Annotated in this window: 13 protein-coding genes; 8 read left to right on the top strand and 5 right to left on the bottom strand. The window is 60.6% G+C overall.

Going from position 1 to position 18,782, the window contains the following annotated elements; genetic code table 11:
- Positions 1-14 precede the first annotated feature (14 nt).
- From AACY08_RS19220 to AACY08_RS19210, 3 genes are all read left to right on the top strand, one after another.
- Positions 15-1,196, top strand: coding sequence for an MFS transporter (locus tag AACY08_RS19220; RefSeq protein WP_339470930.1), 1,182 nt, complete (start codon positions 15-17; stop codon positions 1,194-1,196).
- Between the two features lie 409 nt (positions 1,197-1,605).
- Positions 1,606-2,457 carry a CAP domain-containing protein gene (locus AACY08_RS19215; protein ID WP_339418511.1) on the top strand — a complete coding sequence of 284 codons (852 nt, stop codon included), beginning with the start codon at positions 1,606-1,608 and terminating at the stop codon, positions 2,455-2,457.
- A gap of 151 nt (positions 2,458-2,608) precedes the next feature.
- Positions 2,609-4,819, top strand: a complete 2,211-nt coding sequence (locus AACY08_RS19210; protein WP_339470929.1) for an ATP-binding protein — start codon at positions 2,609-2,611, stop codon at positions 4,817-4,819.
- Here the strand turns inward: AACY08_RS19210 and AACY08_RS19205 are convergent.
- The 4 genes from AACY08_RS19205 to AACY08_RS19190 all read right to left on the bottom strand — a co-directional run bounded on the left by AACY08_RS19205 (position 4,798) and on the right by AACY08_RS19190 (position 13,742).
- Complete coding sequence (locus AACY08_RS19205) at positions 4,798-5,925, bottom strand: GGDEF domain-containing protein (protein ID WP_339470927.1); 1,128 nt, start codon at positions 5,923-5,925, stop codon at positions 4,798-4,800. The two genes, AACY08_RS19210 and AACY08_RS19205, sit on opposite strands and share 22 nt — an antisense overlap.
- Before the next feature lie 90 nt (positions 5,926-6,015).
- Positions 6,016-8,253: a 1,4-alpha-glucan branching protein GlgB gene (gene glgB, locus AACY08_RS19200; protein ID WP_339470926.1), complete on the bottom strand. Its 2,238-nt coding sequence runs from the start codon at positions 8,251-8,253 to the stop codon at positions 6,016-6,018.
- Positions 8,250-11,597 carry a maltose alpha-D-glucosyltransferase gene (gene treS, locus AACY08_RS19195; RefSeq protein WP_339470924.1) on the bottom strand — a complete coding sequence of 1,116 codons (3,348 nt, stop codon included), beginning with the start codon at positions 11,595-11,597 and terminating at the stop codon, positions 8,250-8,252. Before treS ends, glgB begins: the two co-directional genes overlap by 4 nt.
- 156 nt (positions 11,598-11,753) lie before the next feature.
- Entirely contained in the window at positions 11,754-13,742 is a 1,989-nt protein-coding gene (locus AACY08_RS19190; RefSeq protein ID WP_339470923.1) for an alpha-1,4-glucan--maltose-1-phosphate maltosyltransferase, read from the bottom strand.
- Between the two features lie 203 nt (positions 13,743-13,945).
- On the opposite strand from AACY08_RS19190, the gene AACY08_RS19185 reads away from it, so the two are divergent.
- Complete coding sequence (locus AACY08_RS19185; protein ID WP_175403076.1) at positions 13,946-14,122, top strand: hypothetical protein; 177 nt, start codon at positions 13,946-13,948, stop codon at positions 14,120-14,122.
- Here AACY08_RS19185 and AACY08_RS19180 read toward each other — a convergent pair.
- Positions 14,100-14,591, bottom strand: coding sequence for an MgtC/SapB family protein (locus AACY08_RS19180; protein WP_339470922.1), 492 nt, complete (start codon positions 14,589-14,591; stop codon positions 14,100-14,102). The two genes, AACY08_RS19185 and AACY08_RS19180, sit on opposite strands and share 23 nt — an antisense overlap.
- 121 nt (positions 14,592-14,712) lie before the next feature.
- Between AACY08_RS19180 and AACY08_RS19175 the strand changes: the two genes are divergently transcribed.
- The 4 genes from AACY08_RS19175 to AACY08_RS19160 all read left to right on the top strand — a co-directional run bounded on the left by AACY08_RS19175 (position 14,713) and on the right by AACY08_RS19160 (position 18,782).
- A complete protein-coding gene (locus AACY08_RS19175) occupies positions 14,713-14,952 on the top strand; it encodes a DUF3203 family protein (RefSeq protein WP_339470921.1) in 240 nt (79 codons plus the stop codon).
- Between the two features lie 184 nt (positions 14,953-15,136).
- On the top strand, positions 15,137-16,546 hold the full coding sequence (gene ccoG / locus AACY08_RS19170; protein WP_339470920.1) for a cytochrome c oxidase accessory protein CcoG: 1,410 nt from the start codon (positions 15,137-15,139) through the stop codon (positions 16,544-16,546).
- Positions 16,547-16,610: 64 nt separating this feature from the next.
- Positions 16,611-18,020 (top strand): GntR family transcriptional regulator MpaR, encoded by a 1,410-nt coding sequence (gene mapR / locus AACY08_RS19165; protein ID WP_339470919.1) that lies wholly within the window; start codon positions 16,611-16,613, stop codon positions 18,018-18,020.
- 138 nt (positions 18,021-18,158) lie between these two features.
- Positions 18,159-18,782, top strand: a complete 624-nt coding sequence (locus tag AACY08_RS19160) for a hypothetical protein (RefSeq protein ID WP_339470918.1) — start codon at positions 18,159-18,161, stop codon at positions 18,780-18,782.

Below are 18,782 nucleotides of genomic sequence, written 5' to 3'. Positions count from 1 at the left end.
TTCAAGGATTCACCATGCAGAACGCCTCACGCGGCAGTCTCGTCAGCCTGTCGATTTCCATGTTGCTGGCCTCTCTCGGCACCAGCATTGCCAACGTCGGCCTGCCGAGCCTGGCGCGGGCGTTCGATGCGTCTTTTCACGCCGTGCAGTGGGTGGTGCTGGCCTACCTACTGGCAATCACGGCGGTGATTGTGAGTGCCGGACGCCTGGGCGACCGACTAGGTCGTCGACGGTTGCTGCTTGCGGGGTTGCTGCTGTTCGCCGTGGCGTGTGGGCTGTGCGGCATGGCACCTGGGCTTGAATGGCTGATTGTCGCGCGCGTCCTGCAAGGGCTGGGCGCGGCAGTCATGATGGCGATGGCGTTGGGGATGGTGGGTGACACGGTGAGCAAGGAACGTACGGGGCGAGTGATGGGCTTGCTGGGCACGATGTCGGCTGTCGGTACCGCCATGGGGCCCAGCGCCGGTGGCCTGTTACTGAGCGCGTGGGGCTGGCGCTCGATTTTTCTGGTCGGCGTACCGTTGGGGTTAGTCGCGGTCGCCCTCGCCTGTCGTTATTTACCGGTCGATCGGCAGCATGAGTCATCGTCCACAGGTTCAACATTCTGGTCGTCATTGCAGGATGGCTCGTTGTGCGCCGGCCTGGCCATGAGTGCCTTGGTGGCCGCCGTGATCATGGCCACCTTTGTGGTGGGGCCATTTTATTTGTCCCGTGGCCTGGGGCTTGCACCCGAGTGGATGGGGCTGGCCATGGCCGTCGGGCCCTGTATCGCGGCCGTGACCGGCGTACCCGCCGGCCGCCTGACCGACCGCCTCGGCAGCCGACGCATGACACACGCCGGGCTGGGCGTGCTGGCCTGTGGCGCGCTGCTGCTGTCATTCACCGCAGGGCTGTTCATGTACCTCGGTGCGCTGGTCATTCTGACCACCGGCTACAGCCTGTTCCAAGCAGCGAACAACACCGCTGTGATGAACAATGTGCAGCCAGCGAACCGAGGCACTGTCTCCGGCCTGCTCAACCTGTCGCGCAATCTCGGCTTGATTTTCGGCACGTCGGCCCTCGGCGCAGTGTTCGCCTGGGCCACGCCGGAGGTGACGCACGCTACTGCACAATCAGTGGCCAGCGGCCTGCACGCCACTTTCGGCGTGGCGCTGGTTTTGATCCTGCTCGCAGGAGCGATACGACACAGATATTGACAAGATAAAATCGTAACGACTATTGCCTGACAACCTGATCAACAAGGTTCTCCCATGCTTGAGGCCCAGCCCACCTATTCGCTTGTCGTACGGGTTCTCAGCGCCATTCGCGCAGAAAATCACGACTTCGTGGCCTTCCATGACTTCCTCAGAAGCCAATTAGCCAGTGCGTGTGCCTGCTGACCATCAACGGCAACGAGTTCCTGTTGGCCGGCGATTGGCGCATTCCACTGATGGCGTTCTGATTATTCTCGCCATTTCTGCAGCGCTGGTGGTGGGGTTCGCGTTGTGCGATCAGGGCCGTAAACACTCGGCATGCAAAAACTTAAGGAAAAAGTTCGGACTAACGGGTGCATGGATGCACCCGGATCGCGCATCATGGGCACTTTCAAGCTCAAGGGTAACGTCCATGCGCGTTCTGTCATTGATGATGGGTCTTACGACGCTGGCCGCCACTACGGTGTTCTGCGCCACCGCGATGGCGAATGAAGAAAGTCAGTTAGTCCAACAGATCAACCAATACCGCAGCCATGTGCAACGCTGCGGTGACCAGGGTTCCCAGGAACTGCCACCGCTGGCCAGCGACACGCGATTGGTGCTGCCCGCCAACAATGTGGGCGACTTGCAGCAAGCGCTGGCGCGGGCCGCGTACCCGATGGTCAACGTGCAGGCCATCAGCCTGTCGGGGCCCAAGGATGCGCAGTCAGCCATGAAGGCAGTGCGCGAAAGCTTCTGCCGTGTGGTGCTGGACCCGCAATTTGTAGACATCGGCGTGAGCAACAGCGGCCAGGACTGGCGCATCGTGCTCGCCCGCCCGCTGCTGACCAGCGGCCTGGGCGATTGGCAGACCGAAGGTAAGCAATTGCTCAACCTGATCAATACCGCCCGCGCCCAACCGCGCCAATGCGGTACCCAGGCGTTTACCGCGACCACGCCATTGTCCTGGAATGAAAACCTGGCCGGCGCCGCCAACAGCCATACGCGCAACATGGCCAACGGTAACTTCTTCGACCACCTCGACCATGACGGCCGTACCCCCGGCGACCGCGCCGAACTGGCCGGGTACACCGCGAAGGCCATCGGCGAAAATATCGCTGCCGGCCTGGACACGCCACGCAAGGTCGTCGACGGCTGGCTTGCCAGCCCCAGCCATTGCGCCAACCTCATGAACCCGCAATTCCGCGAGCTGGGTGCGGCCTATGCGATGGACCCGAAGAGTGACGCAGGCATCTATTGGACGGGGGTTTTCGGCGCACAATAAACGCGGTATTGGCAGATTGAAATGCAGGAAGCATCAAATTGCCATCTCATGGATAATCCCGTTGAACTGGCAGCGGCCATCCCGGTCTGTAGCTTGGCAGCCTGACATAGGGGGCGGATAAACAGACCGAGGCAAACAAGGTGCTCTTGCAATGATGAAATGGCTGCAAAGCAGCAGCGACATGGCTGAGCGGGTTCGCCAGCATGATTGGGCGAAAACGCCCCTGGGGCCGCCGGGGCAGTGGCCGGACGTGCTCAAGACCACCGTCGCGTTATGCCTTGCCTCGAGTTTCCCCCAATCCATCGTGTGGGGGCCTCACCTGACCATGTTGTATAACGACGCCTTCATTCCGATCCTGGGCGATAAACCCGATGCCTTGGGCCGCCCGTTCAGCGAAGTCTGGCGTGAGGCCTGGGCAGACATCAGCCCTATTGCCAACGCGGCATTCGAAGGCCGTGCCACCTATATCGAGAACTACCCACTGCAGATCGAGCGCGGCATGGGTGTCGAACAAGCGTACTTTACCTTTTGCTACAGCCCCATCCGCGATCCCAAGGGCAACGTCGTGGGGATGCTCGATACCGTCACCGAAACCACCGCCACCGTACTCCTGACCCGCCGCCTGGCCGTGTTGGACGCAGTGGGCAGCGCCGTGGCGAATGCTGCCGACGCCGAAAGCATCATGTCGATCACTACGCGACTGCTTGCCGAGCACTTGCAAGTCTCCAATTGCGCCTACGCCGATATGGACGACGATGAAGACGGCTTTACCATTCGTGGCAATTGGGCCGCGCCCGGCTCGCCAAGCACCGTGGGGCGCTACCGCCTGGCCTCGTTCGGCGCAAGGGCGGCGCAACAATTGCGCGGCGGTGAGCCGTTGGTGGTCGAAGACAGTCGCATTGAGTTCGCCCCCGAGGTTGCCGCCAGCTATCAGGCCCTGGGTGCGCTGGCGACGGCGTGCTTCCCACTCATCAAGAATGGCCGCCTGACCGCGTTGATGGCCGTGCACCACAAAACCGCCCGGGTCTGGTCGCCTGATGACCTGGCATTGGTCGGCCAAGTCACCGAGCGCTCCTGGGCGCATATCGAGCGGGTGCGTGCCGACGCCGCCGTACGCGAAGGCCTGGCCGCCTTCGCCGAGCTGAACGCGACCCTGGAACAACGCGTGCAAGAGCGCACCGCTGCCCTCACCCAGGCCGAAGCCGCGCTGCGCCAGTCGCAGAAGCTGGAAGCCATCGGCCAATTGACCGGTGGCGTGGCCCATGACTTCAACAACTTGTTGACCATCATTCGTTCGTCCGTGGATTTCCTGCGTCAGCCCGGGCTCTCCGAGGCGCGACGCCAACGCTATATGGGCGCGGTTTCCGACACCGTCGAGCGCGCCAGCAAGCTCACCAGCCAACTGCTCGCCTTCGCTCGGCGCCAACCCCTGAACCCGGAAGTCTTCGATGTCGGGCAACGGGTCAAGAACATCGGCGAAATGCTCGAAAGCGTCACCGGCGCGCGTATCCATGTGCAGGTACAACTGCCCGAGCGGCCTTGCTATGCACGTGTCGACACCAGCCAGTTCGAGACCGCACTGATCAATATCGCCCTGAATGCCCGGGATGCGATGGAAGGCCAAGGTACCCTGACCTTGCGCGTGGCCGATGTAGACGCAATGCCGCGCATCCGCGGCGATGAGCAAGTACGCCAACCTTTTGTAACCGTCTCCTTGGCTGACACTGGCAGCGGCATTCCGGCTGACACCTTCGAGCGCATTTTCGAGCCGTTCTTTACCACCAAGCCGGTAGGCAAAGGCACGGGACTGGGGTTGTCCCAGGTATTCGGGTTTGCCAAGCAGTCCGGCGGTAACGTTGACGTGGCCAGCCACCCAGACCAGGGCACGGTGTTTACCCTGTACCTGCCCGAAGTGGCGCCGCAGATGACGCACCACACACCGACACCGACAGGCCAGCAACTGCCCCAAGATACGACCCAGCGCCATATCCTGATCGTGGAAGACAACCTGGAAGTGGGCCGCTTTGCCAACCAGATCCTGCAGGACCTGGGTTACCAGACCACCTGGGCCACCGATGCCGAACAGGCACTCGCGCTGGCCGGTACGGATGCCCTGGCATTCGATGGGGTATTTTCGGATGTGGTGATGCCTGGCATGACCGGTGTGGCGATGGTCAAAAAGCTGCGTCAACGGCGCCCGGACTTGCCGGTGGTGCTCACCTCCGGCTACAGCGAAGAGCTGGCCGAAAGTGGCTATGAAGGCGTCGAGTTCCTGCCCAAGCCCTATTCCGCCGACCTGGTTGCACGGGCACTGACCAAGGCAATGTCCAGGACTAAGCCCTACTGCGCCACCGCCACCTGATTGCGACCTTGTGCCTTGGCGCGGTACAGCGCCTTGTCGGCGGTATTCATCAGGCCGTGCAGGTCTTGGTCCTTGCCATGGGTGGACGCCACGCCCAGGCTGGCGGTCAACCCTTGCACGGGTTCAGAGTCCAGGCTGGAAATGGCCTTGATCAGTTGCTCGGCAATACCCCGAGCCGTTTCCAGCGAAGTATTGGGCAGCAATACCGCAAACTCCTCACCGCCCACGCGCCCATACACGTCCGCCTGGCGAAAGGACGCGCTGATCACCCCTCCAATCTGGCGCAACACCTGGTCCCCGGTCTGGTGGCCGTAGGTGTCGTTGATTTCCTTGAAGTGGTCCATGTCCATCATCAGCGCGCACAGCGGCTGCTGGTTGTGAAGGCATTGTTCATGCAGCCGCTGGGCATGTTCGAAAAACGCGCGGCGATTCATCAGACCGGTGAGTTCATCGGTCTGTGCGGCGCGAGTGGAGATATTGTGGGCACGTTCCATTTGCCGGGTCAGACGAAACGCCTTTTCCAATGCATCGGACAACTTGCGCGTGGCGCTGACAACAAAGGTGGAGAACACCAATACGGCGATGGCCACGCCCACTTGCATCGAAGAAGGCTGGAACAGCAGCCACAGCGTACATGGCAGCAGCACCAGGCCCATGGAGGCCAGGGTCATGTAACGATAAGCCGAGTAACAGGATACCGCGCTGACCGACATGCCCACGGTAAACAACATGACCAGCACCTGGGACAGGCGATCATCCGTCGGCATCACCGCCAAGGCGCCGAAGCCCCAGATCCCGGCGGAAAACACCAGCGTCATCCAATAACGGCGCTCCCACAGATCCGGCGTGCGCTCGGCGTTGGGGCAGCGAAACCACTCTACAAACATCTTGACGCGCAACAGGGATGACCCCGCCAACACCACCAGCCAGACAAGGATGACCTGATGGTCAAACCGGTCCCAGCAGAGCCAGCAGAGCATGACCGCTGCCAAGAAACTGCCGAGAATGGCGGCAAATGACTGCCGAAACAGCTGGTGCAAACGGTCAGTTCGCACCAGCTCCTCTATAACGCAATCCTGGTCCTGCCCACGCCCAAGGCCATTCATTAAATCCGCCTGATCTACTGCCCCCGAGAATGGCGCTATTGTGGCACCCTGCCACCAGCATGGACAACAAAATCGAGCACGGTAGCGCCTTTAAAGCGTTTCTGGCCGCAGAATCAGCACCCCAAGTGGCGGCACGTTCAACGACATTGACACCGGTTGACCATGGAGTGGTTCATCCTGTGTAAACACCTCGCCGCCGTTCCCATAATTGGAACCTGCGTACATGTCGGCGTCGCTGTTGATCACCTCACTCCAGCGCCCGCCAAACGGCACACCGACTTGATAGCCCTGACGCGGCACCGGGGTGAAGTTGGCCACCACCAGCACCGGCTTGCCGTCCTTGCTCCAGCGCAGCCAGGCATAGACGCTGTTGATCGCATCGTCGCCAATCAGCCACTGGAAGCCCTGCGGTGCGTCGTCCTGCTCATGCAGGGCCGGCTCCTCCCGATACAAGCGATTCAAATCGCCGACCAGCTTCTGCACGCCCTTGTGTTCCGCGTACTGCAGCAGGTACCAGTCCAGTTGCTGATCATGGTTCCACTCGCGCCACTGGCCGAATTCGCAGCCCATGAACAGCAGTTTCTTACCGGGGTGCATCCACATGAACGCCAGGTAGGCGCGCAAGTTGGCAAACTTCTGCCAGCGGTCGCCGGGCATCTTGTCGATCAACGAGTGCTTGCCGTGCACCACTTCATCGTGGGAGATCGGCAGGATAAACCGCTCGGACCAGGCATACACCAGGCCAAAACTCAGTTCGTTGTGGTGATGGGCTCGGTACACCGGGTCCTGCTGGATGTAATGCAGGGAATCGTGCATCCAGCCCATGTTCCATTTGTAGTTAAAGCCCAGACCGCCCTGTTGGGTCGGCTGGCTCACACCCGGCCAGGCGGTGGATTCCTCGGCAATCACCAAGGCGCCCGGCGCTTCCAGGGCCACCACATCATTGAGGTGACGCAGGAAGTCGATGGCTTCAAGGTTCTCGCGCCCACCATGGCGGTTGGGCACCCATTCGCCGGCCTTGCGCGAATAATCGCGGTAGAGCATTGACGCTACGGCATCAACGCGCAGGCCGTCGATATGGAAGTGCTTGAGCCAATGCAGCGCTGAGGCCAGCATGAAGCCATGCACTTCGGTGCGACCCAGGTTGTAGATCAGCGTGTCCCAATCCTGGTGGAAGCCTTCCAACGGGTTGGCATATTCGTACAGCGCGGTGCCGTCGAATTGCGCAAGGCCGTGGGTATCCGTCGGGAAATGCGCCGGCACCCAGTCGAGAATCACGCCAATATCGGCCTGATGCAGGGCATTGACGAAATACGCGAAATCTTGCGGCGAACCGAACCGTGCCGTCGGCGCGAATTGTGACAACGCTTGGTAGCCCCAGGAGCCACCGAACGGGTGCTCCATGATCGGCATCAGCTCGATGTGGGTGAACCCCAGTTGCTGCACGTAAGGAATCAACCGCTCAGCCAGCTCGCGCCAGTTGTATTGGCGGGCTACTTCGCCCGCCTCGTCCAACTCGCACTGCCATGAGCCCACGTGCAACTCGTAGATCGACAGTGGCGCGGTGGATTTTTGCTTGTCGAGGCGTGACTGCATCCATTCGTGATCCTGCCAGTCGACCGCCAACGGTTCGGCAACCTTGGATGCGGTGTCGGGTGGCAGTTGAGTGGCCAGCGCCATCGGGTCGGCCTTGAGCGGCAGGATTCCATTGGCGCCAAGTATTTCATATTTGTACGCTGCCCCCGGTTGCAGGCGTGGGATAAAGATCTCCCACACGCCGGAAGGATGGCGCAGGCGCATCGGGTGACGGCGACCGTCCCAGACATTGAAGTCGCCCACCACCGATACGCGCCTTGCATTCGGTGCCCATACGGCAAAGCGCACACCTTGCACGCCGTCTACCGTGGTCACTTGGGCACCCAGGCAACTGCTGAGGTCACGGTGATTGCCTTCGGCAAACAGGTAAAGGTCCATTTCACCGAGCAACAGTTGTTGGAAGCTGTAGGGGTCTTCGGTGAGCTGTTCACCACCGGCCCACTGGACTTTCAGCAGGTACGCCTGACGTGTAGTGAAGTGCCCGACAAACAACCCCGGGACCTGGCTCGCGTCCAGGCTGCCGATCTGCTCGCCACTGTCACGCGCCAGTACCTGGACGCTCAAGGCCTCCGGCAGGAATGCGCGGATAAACTGGCCGCCGTGCTCATCATCGTGTGGCCCGAGCACCGAGAACGGGTCATGGTGTTCGGCGCGTACCAGTGCGTCGACGTCCTTGGACGCCGGCAGTGCAGTCAACTTCGGTTGCAGCGGTTCTTTATGTGTAAAGCTCATGACGATTCCCCACCGCGTGCAGTTTTCGATATTGGTGTTAGCCCACTCAATAGGCCGTGTAACCCTTGCAAGGGCACCGGCAACCAGGTCGGACGGTTTTCCGCTTCGTAAGCCACTTCATACGCGGCCTTCTCCAGGCTGAACAAGGTCAGCGCTGCGTCCTGGCCTTTGGCATCCTGCCAGTCATGCGCCAGTGTAGACGTAGCTGACTGATAAGCCTCGATAAAGGCCTGGCGTGCTTCTTTCAGGTAACGATCGGTCACACGCTTGCGTGATATGCCCGCCTCGTGTGAGTGATCCACCCCTTGCACATTCAACGCCATGGCCGCCGCGTAATCGAAGGAGCGCAACACGCCGCTCACATCTTTATACGGGCTGTGCTTGCCGCGTCGTTCGTGCAGCGGTCGTGCCGGTTCGCCTTCGAAGTCGATCAGGTAGGCATCGCCCTTCACCACCAGCACCTGGCCCAGGTGCAAATCACCATGGACGCGGATACGCAGCCCGCCTGCCGTGGCTTTCGCCAGGGCTTGCACATGGCTGGCGATGGCCTTTTTCTGCGCCAGCAAATCACTGACCAGCGCTTGCTCCACAGGGTTCAAATGGTTTTGATGCAGCTGTAGCAACTGCAGCGCGCGGTCGAGCTGCGCGCCGACATCCTTGGCCCAGGCCTGAGTGTCCTTGGCCGTGGTCACTTCGGGCTTGAAGTCTTTGTCTGTGGTTTTTGCACCCAGCACCACGTGCATTTCACCCAGGCGCTGGCCGAGCAATCCGGCAAAGTCGGCCAGTTCGCCCAGGGCGTTGTAGTGCTGTTCCTGCTCCGAGATGGCTTGGGCAAGCTCGTCGCGGATCGCCCTTTCCAGGTTGTTCTGCGTCCAGCTCCATGCGTCGCCCTGGTTGCTCAGGTAACCCTGGGCAATCATCAGCAGGTTGTCATGGCCGTCGGCGTCGCGGCGAATCACCGAACCCAGCAGCGGCGAAATATTCGGGTAGTCGGCTGCGGTGAGGTAGGCGCTCATTTCCAGCTCCGGGTGCACACCGGCGCTGACTTTGCGGATCAGCTTGAGCACCAGGCCCTCGCCCACCACCACTGAGCTGTTGGACTGCTCGGCGGACAAATAGCGCACTTGTGCTTCGTCCGTCAGTTGCAGCGCATCCAGATGTTTTGTGGCTTCAAACCGCAGGTCGCCTTCGCTGGAGTTGAGCACCGTGCCGGCCTGCAGGCCCTGGATCACCGCGCGGATGAAGTGCTCAAGGCTGAACGCGTCGGTCACCAGGCCCACCTCGCGTGCCCGACGCACACGGGCCATCGCGAGTTGCTGCGGCAATGCGCTGGTGAACTGGTCCTCGCCAAGGAAGCCAAACGGCAGTTGATAGCGACTGACCTGACCACCTGCGGTCACCTCCAGCTCGCTGAGCAGTACCGGGTGTTGCGGGTCGCCAAAACGTACCCCATAGGCAATGCGCACGCTGTCGATAGCCGTGTCCTTGCCGGCAAACCAGCGGCGCTTGGGCAGCCAGGCCGGGAGCGCAGTCTGCTCCAGCGAGTTACGGCAGGGTTCTTCCAACAGTTCTTCCATACGCTTTTTCAGTACCAGTGTGGTGAAGTCCGGCATCCCTTGAGCAGGCTCCACATGCCAGCTGGGCATTTGATTCTCGGCCGCCAAGACAAACCAATAGAAACCATAAGGCGCCAGGGTCAGCAGGAAATTCAGCTGGCCAATGGGCGGGAATGCATTGCCGCCGAGCATCTCCACCGGGACCATACCAGCAAACGCCGACAGATCCAGCTCGGCCGCCTGGGCACTGCGTGACACGTTGGCCACGCACAGGATGATCTCGTGGCGTCCGTCTTCGCCGGTGAATTCGCGGGTATACGCCAGGATGCGGCGGTTGCTCGGCGAGAGCATTTTCAAGCTGCCACGGCCAAATGCCTTGGACTGCTTGCGCACCGCCAGCATGCGCCGGGTCCAGTTCAGCAACGAATGCGGGTCCTGGGCCTGGGTCTCAACGTTGACCGACTGGTAGCCATATTGCGGGTCCATGATCGGCGGCAGCACCAGGCTGGCCGGGTCGGCGCGGGAAAAACCGCCGTTGCGGTCGATGGACCATTGCATCGGCGTACGCACGCCATCGCGGTCGCCGAGATAGATGTTGTCGCCCATGCCGATTTCATCGCCGTAATACAGAGTTGGCGTGCCAGGCATCGACAACAACAGGCTGTTGAGCAACTCGACACGGCGACGGTCTCGCTCCATCAACGGCGCCAGGCGGCGGCGAATGCCCAGGTTGATGCGCGCGCGACGGTCGGCGGCGTAGTAGTTCCACAGGTAATCGCGCTCTTTGTCGGTGACCATTTCCAGGGTCAGCTCATCATGGTTGCGTAGGAAGATCGCCCACTGGCAATTGGCGGGAATCTCCGGCGTCTGCCGCAGGATGTCGGTGATCGGGAAGCGATCTTCCTGGGCAAGCGCCATGTACATACGCGGCATCAACGGGAAGTGGAAAGCCATATGGCATTCATCGCCGTCGTCGCCCTTTTTGTCACCGAAATACAACTGCGTATCTTCCGGCCACTGGTTGGCTTCGGCCAGCAGCATGCGGTCCGGGTAATGCGCATCGATCTCCGCACGGATCTGTTTGAGCACATCGTGGGTTTCGGGAAGGTTTTCGTTGTTGGTGCCGTCGCGTTCGATCAGGTACGGGATGGCGTCCAGGCGCAGGCCGTCAATGCCCATGTCCAGCCAGTAGCGCATGACCGACAGCACGGCTTTCATGACTTGCGGGTTGTCGAAGTTGAGGTCCGGCTGGTGGGAATAGAAGCGGTGCCAGAAGTACTGGCCGGCGACCGGGTCCCAGGTCCAGTTGGATTTCTCGGTGTCGAGAAAAATGATGCGCGTACCGTCGTATTTCTGTTCGTCATCCGACCAGACGTAGAAGTCCCGCGCTGCGGAGCCGGGCTTGGCCTTGCGCGCACGCTGGAACCAAGGGTGCTGGTCGGAGGTGTGGTTGATCACCAGCTCAGTGATCACACGCAGCCCGCGCTTATGCGCCTCGGCGATGAAGCGCTTGGCGTCGGCCATGGTCCCGTAATCGCTGTGCACGCCCCGGTATTCGGCGATGTCGTAGCCGTCATCGCGCCGTGGCGAAGGGTAGAACGGCAGCAGCCAGATGGTGTTTACACCCAGGTCGGCGATGTAGTCGAGCTTGGCGATCAGCCCGGGGAAGTCACCGATGCCGTCGTTGTTGGAGTCGAAATAGGATTTGACATGAACTTGGTAAATCACCGCGTCTTTGTACCAGAGCGGGTCTTTGATAAAGGTGGCAGCGTTGGGTTTCTTCGCCATTGGAAACTCCTGGAAATTCTGAAAAAACCGGCTGAATGAACGCGGTTTAATGTGGGAGCTGGCTTGCCTGCGATAAGGGTGTGTCAGCACAGCACGTGTTGACTGATGTACCGCTATCGCCGGCAAGCCAGCTCCCACAGTTGATCTTCACTTGGCTCAGGATGTGGTGATACGCCAGATTCCAAACGGCATCTGCGGTTCAAGGCGCATCCACTGGGTCTTGCCATACCAAGTCCAGCGATGGCCGTTCATCAGGTCTTCGCCTTGGGTCTCGGCGTCATCCGGCAAATCCAATTCCCACAATGGCAACTCGAAACTGGCCTCCTGGGCATTGAACGGGTCAAGGTTGACCGCCACCAGAATGAAGTTGCTGCCATCCTCACTGCGCTTGCCGAAATACAGGATGTTGTCGTTCCAGGCGTTGTAAAGCTTCAAGCCCAGGTGCGTTTGCAGCGCCGGGTTTTGCCGGCGGATGCGGTTGAGCTGAGCGATCTCGGCGATGATGTTGCCGGGGGCGGTGAAGTCTCGCGGGCGGATCTCGTACTTCTCTGAATCCAAGTATTCCTCTTTGCCCGGCACCGGCGCCGCTTCGCACAACTCAAAGCCCGAATACATGCCCCACAGGCCCGAACCCATGGTGGCCAGCGCGGCGCGGATCAAAAAGCCCGGGCGGCCTGACTCATGCAAAAACGGCGGATTGATATCCGGCGTATTGACGAAGAAATTCGGCCGGTAGCATTCGCGCCATGGCGACTCGTTCAACTGCGTCAGGTATTCGCTCAGCTCGGCCTTGGTGTTGCGCCAGGTGAAATAGGTGTAGCTCTGGGAATAACCGACCTTGCCCAGGCGCGCCATCATCGCCGGCGTGGTGAACGCCTCCGCGAGGAAAATCACGTCCGGGTGCTTGGCACGCACGTCGCTGATCAACCATTGCCAGAATGGCAGCGGCTTGGTGTGCGGGTTGTCGACACGGAAGGTTTTCACGCCCTCTCCCACCCAGCCCACCACCACGTCGCGCAGTTCGGTCCACAGGCCTGGAATCGCGTCCGCCGCGTAAAAATCGACGTTAACAATGTCCTGGTACTTTTTCGGCGGGTTTTCCGCGTATTTGATCGTGCCATCGGGGCGCCAGTTGAACCAACCCGGATGTTCCTTGAGCCAAGGATGGTCCTGGGAACACTGGATGGCGAAGTCCAGGGCGATTTCCAGGCCATGGTCGGCAGCGGCCTGCACCAAGCGACGGAAGTCATCGCGGCTGCCCAGTTGCGAGTGAATGGCCTCGTGGCCACCCTCTTCGCTGCCGATCGCATACGGGCTGCCCGGATCATCAGGGCCAGCAGTCAGGGAGTTGTTCTTACCTTTGCGGTGGCTGCGCCCGATCGGATGGATGGGCGGGAAGTACAGCACATCAAAACCCATGTCATGGATCATCGACAGCCGCGAGTGCACATCATTAAAGGTGCCATGACGCGCAGGATCGTCAGTGATCGAGCGCGGAAACAACTCATACCAACTAGCGAACAGTGCGGCCTCGCGCTCCACATCAATCGGGTACACGGTGCTGACGCTCAAATAAGCGCGGTGATCGGCCTGGGTCATCAGGCGTGCACTGTCTTCGTGCAGAAACTGCGCGACCTGCTCGGCTTCCAGCAGGCCGGAGAGTTCGTGGTGTAGCAGCATCAGGCGTTCGCGCAGTTCATTGTCACTGCGTTCGGCGGCCTGCAGCACCAGGCTGCGGCCTTCCTGCAATTCCAGGCTGACTGGTACGCCGGCTTCATGCTTCTTGCGCAGCTCGTAGCAGAAGCTGGCGAAGGTATCGATCCAGGCTTCAATGCAATATTCGTGGGGGCCTTGATGGGTGACGGTAAATGCGCCCTCCCAGCCGTTGTTGCCCACATCAGTCATCACCACGCTGTGCCAGCTCTCTTCCTGCAGCGGGCGCCAGCGGATCAGCACGGCGAGCTTGTCATGGCCGTCGGCGAACACGTTGCTGGTGACATTGACCCTTTGCCCCACCACGGCCTTGACGGCGAATTCGCCGCCGTCAATCACGGGGGTGGTGCTTTCGATAGCGATCCTGGGCAGCAACAGTGCCTGGGACAGCGGCAATATGGCGTTTTCTGGAACCTGTGCTTCAGCAGTCATCGAGCATCTCCCCTTACGCCCTATGGACGCTCTTTGCTTGATCCGAATTCTGGTGCGGCCATGCTCTCCCTGAGCAGGGCCGCTTATAGGTCCGAGCCTGCGCCACTGTTAAAAGTTCAGGTGAATGTGTCGCCATTGGGCGGGAATCAATTCGGCCCGGCGGCTGTCCACCGCTAGAGCCAAGCACAAAGGAGGCCACACCGATGAATATCCCAATCCCGGCTGAAACGCCGGACCCCAATATCGACAACCCGACCCTGCCGCCCACCGAGCCGGCGCCAATTCCGGAAAAGGAGCCGCCAGAAAATGAGCCGCCGCCGGTCGAAGAACCGCCGACGACCATGCCCCCGGTGATCGTCAGTCCTTCTCGAAACGCTTGACGATTTTCGGCATCACGCTGAACACCACCAAGGCCAGGAATGTGCTCAGAACCGCTGTCGATTCCCGGCCCAACCCGGCCGAGACCCCAATCGCAGCGGTCATCCACAAGCCGGCTGCGGTGGTCAGGCCTTTGACATGGCCGTCTTCATCATCCTTGCCCTTGATGATCGTGCCAGCGCCGAGAAAGCCGATCCCGGCGATCACGCCCTGTACCACCCGGCTCATGGCATCCGCCTGGTTGCCAGACATTTGCGGCACCATGACAAACAGCGCAGCGCCCAACCCCACCAGCATATGTGTGCGCACCCCGGCGGCCTTGCCCTTGCTCTCTCGCTCAAAACCGAGAATGCCGCCGAGGATCGCGGCGATCAGCAGCCGCACAGTGATCTGGGTGAGCTGCCTGGCGTCGCCGATGTCGGCAAATTCAGCCTGCAGGGTTTGCCACACTTCATGCCACCAAGCGTCCATCTCAGCTGTCCTTTGTCATTGTTGGTAAAGGATGGACAGCGGCGACCGCCAGTCAGTTGCCTGGAACCCCTGCGCAGCGCCGTCCCCTAACCTTCAATAGCTCACAAAAAAGGAGATCGGAATGCCCATACGTATCGAAAACCAACTGTGCTACTTCATGCTCGATGACAACGGCCAGGAACAGAGCGTGCCAGCGACCCGGGTCAATATTGTTACCGACATCGACAAATCCATGTCTTACGTGGAATTGGCGGCCGAGCGGATCTATATCACCGAAGCCGAGGCAGACGCGCTGACGGTTGCGGGCGCCCACGATGAGCGTGAACATGTAAAGGCAGACGACCCTGGTTCGTTGATTTGATTGATCTGCATCAGCACACCTCAGACAACGCTGCGCCGCTTGTTCCACGGGGTGCAGCAGATTGTCGCAGCGACTCTCTCATAGTCCATCTGATCCGCTTTTTATCGCCCTAGCTGAGTCTGTTATGCAAACAGAGCCGCGCGCATAGTTCATCCGCCTGATGGAGGCTGATGAGCGAACGACCATGAGCGAACGAATCCCCACCGTGGAAACCTTTGAGCCCATACACCCAAAGAAGGTGAAGGCCAAATCCAGCGACAACCTTGTTCATACCCGCAGCTTTACCGGCGTGTTCCGCACTGTGCGCGTGTGCGGTGCAGGCTTTCTGTTCCTGGCCTTTTTCGGCACCGTGTGGCTGAACTGGGGTGGCAGGCAGGCGGTGCTGTGGGACCTGGCGGACAGTAAATTCCACATTTTTGGCGCCACGTTCTGGCCGCAGGACTTCATCCTGCTGTCGGCCTTGTTGATCATCTGCGCCTTCGGCCTGTTTGCGATCACCGTATTTGCCGGCCGCGTGTGGTGCGGCTATACCTGCCCGCAAAGCTCGTTTACCTGGCTGTTCATGTGGTGCGAGAAGATCACCGAAGGTGAACGCAATCAGCGCATCAAGCTGCAAGCCGCGCCCTGGAGCCTGAACAAACTGGCGCGACGCTCGGCCAAACACATGATGTGGTTGGGCACCAGCGTGCTGACCGGGCTGACCTTTGTCGGCTACTTCACACCCATCCGCCCGCTGGCCGCCGAATTGCTGACCTGGCAAATGGGCGGCGTCAGCCTGTTCTGGGTGCTGTTTTTCACCGGTGCCACCTATCTCAACGCGGGATGGCTGCGTGAAGCGGTGTGCATGCACATGTGCCCGTATGCGCGTTTCCAAAGCGTAATGTTTGATAAGGACACCCTGACCATTTCCTACGACGTGGCCCGCGGCGAACACCGTGGCCCGCGCAAACGTGAGGTCAAACCCGCCGACGTCGGTCTGGGCGATTGCATTGACTGCCAACTGTGCGTGCAGGTCTGCCCGACCGGCATCGACATCCGCGATGGCCTGCAAATGGAATGCATCGGCTGCGCGGCGTGCATCGACGCCTGCGATTCGATCATGGACAAGATGGGCTACGCGCGCGGTTTGGTGAGCTACACCAGTGAACATCAACTGCAAGGCGGCAAGACCCACCTGCTACGGCCGCGCCTGATCGGCTACAGTGCCGTGCTGTTAGTGATGATTGCGGCGTTGGTGGTGGCGCTGGTGGAACGGCCGATGGTGTCGCTGGATGTCACCAAGGACCGTGGCATGTTCCGTGAGAACGCCCAGGGCCTGATCGAAAACATCTACAGCCTCAAGGTGATCAACAAGACCCAACAGCACCAGGACTACCGCCTGGAACTGGTGGACGCCGATGGCTTCCAACTGCAAGGCAAGACCGAAATCAGCCTGGCGCCGGGGGAAATCAGTGATGTACCGGTGTCGGTGGCCTTGCTGGCGGATAAACCGGCGAGCAGTTCGCAAACCCTGCGTTTCAAGGTAACGGATGTGGATGAACCGTGGATCTACAGCGCGGCCGATAGCCGCTTTGTGGCGCCGCTGAACCGCTGAGGCCTGTCAGGCACTGAAGATCCCATTTAGCCCTGCGTACAATTTAAGAAAGTGATTAGGCCCCATGAAACGCTACGAAAAATTCGCCGACGACATTGCAGAACTGATCCGTTCCGGCGTGCTCGGCCCCGGCCAGCGGGTGCCGTCGGTGCGCTATGCCAGCCAGACTTACGGCGTCAGCCCGTCTACGGTGTTCCAGGCCTATTATCTGTTGGAGCGCCGCGGCCTGATTCGCGCGCGACCGCGCTCTGGCTACTTCGTCAACACCCATGCGCCCAGCCCGTTCTCCGAGCCGGTGGTGAGTGAACAGGTGCATGAATCCACCGAAGTGGACGTCAGCGAACTGGTGTTCTCAGTCCTCGACTCGATCAAAGACCCCAACACCGTGCCTTTCGGCTCGGCCTTCCCCAGCCCGATGCTGTTCCCGCTGCCGCGCCTGGCACGCTCCCTGGCCAGCGCCAGCCGCGAGATGGACCCGCGCCTGGTCGTCACCGACATGTCACCGGGCAACCCGCAACTGCGCCGGCAAATCGCGCTGCGGTATATGGTCGGCGGGCTGATGCTGCCTATGGAAGAGCTGCTGATTACCAATGGCGCGCTGGAAGCACTGAACCTGTGCCTGCAGGCCGTCACCGAACCGGGCGACCTGGTGGCAATCGAAGCCCCGGCGTTCTATGCCTGCCTGCAAGTGCTGGAGCGCTTGAAACTCAAGGCGGTGGAAATCCCCGTGCACCCACGCGATGGCATTGATCTCAACGCACTGGCGCAAAGCCTTGAGCGCTACCCGATCAAGGCCTGCTGGACCATGACCAGCTTCCAGAACCCCATGGGCGCGACCTTGCCGGAAGCCAAGAAACAAGCGCTGGTGGAGCTGTTGCGCGGCCATCAGGTGCCGCTGATCGAAGACGATGTGTACGCCGAGCTGTATTACGGTCAACAGGCCCCCAAACCGGCCAAGGCTTTCGATACCGAAGGCCTGGTGATGCATTGCGGTTCCTTCGCCAAAAGCCTGGCCCCTGGCTATCGCGTGGGCTGGGTCGCAGCCGGGCGCTTTGCGCAGAAGGTCGAACGCTTGAAGTTAATGACCTCGCTGTGCCCATCGATGCCCGCCCAGGCAGCGATTGCCGATTACCTGCAACACGGCGGCTATGACCGGCACCTGCGCAAATTGCGCTATGCCCTGGAAGAACAGCAAAGCGCCATGCTGGCTGCCATCGCGCGCTACTTCCCGGCGCAGACGCGCGTCAGTCAACCGGCCGGCGGCTATTTCCTGTGGCTGGAATTGCCGGAGCAGACGGATTCGTTGAAGTTGTTCCAGATGGCGTTGGCGCAAGGTATCAGCCTCGCGCCGGGGCCGATTTTCTCGGCGACCCAACGGTTCAGGAACTGTATTCGCTTGAACTACGGCAGCCCGTGGACTGAAGCGTCGGAGAAGGCCATGGAGACGCTGGGGCGGATTGTGCGGTCATTTTGATCAGGCTGCTCACTGCGTCTCTCTTGTGCAGTGCCGTGCCCCGCCGTTAGCGAAGATGTTTCACTCTTGTTACACTTACCGCCCTCTCACTGCTCATGGATGACGCCGATGCTTCGCCCACTGCTATCCGGAATTTGCTTGTTGGCGCTTGCCAGCCAGGCGCAGGCCCAATCCGCCACCAGCCCCGAACAGCTGTTCAGCGACTTTTCTCGCTGTGACGCACGCTTCTTCGAAACCCTCAACACTGCCTCCCTGCCCGCCGGCACCCTGCGCGTGGCCAAACAGGGCGCCGTCACCGCCCCAGTGGTCATGAACCCGCTGCAGGAAGGTGGACGCTATCAGCCGTTCGAGCAACCGTTGGTGGTGAACGGCGTGCGCCTGGTGGGTTATCAGAACGAAGCCATGGTGCTGCAAGGTGTTGGCAAGATCCTGTTCTGGGGCTTTGTCGCAGAAGGTTCAGTGAAGGATGTCACCGCGCGCCTCAAACCGTTGATCGCCGATAACGCGCGCGTGGCGCCTGATAGAGGCAGCTTCAGCCGCGTCGATATTCGCCGGGTCGGCGACCCTATCGGGCAGTGGCGCACCGAAGGTTTGGCGGGACCGGGCGTGGCCACGCCCTTTGGCTATGTGGAACGCATCCTGAGCCTGGAAAAAGGTACGACCGAGACGCGGACGAAGATTTTCTGCTCCTTGCAGGGCACCGTCACGCCCCCGCTGCTGCAAGTCTATCGCCCCGACCTCAACGCCAACCTGCTGGACTGA

This window comes from Pseudomonas sp. EL_65y_Pfl1_R83, from assembly GCF_963970695.1.
Taxonomy (GTDB): Bacteria; Pseudomonadota; Gammaproteobacteria; order Pseudomonadales; family Pseudomonadaceae; genus Aquipseudomonas; species Aquipseudomonas tritici.
The sequence above is the reverse complement of the archived record's forward strand: the minus strand, read 5'-3'. Positions and strand labels throughout refer to the sequence as shown.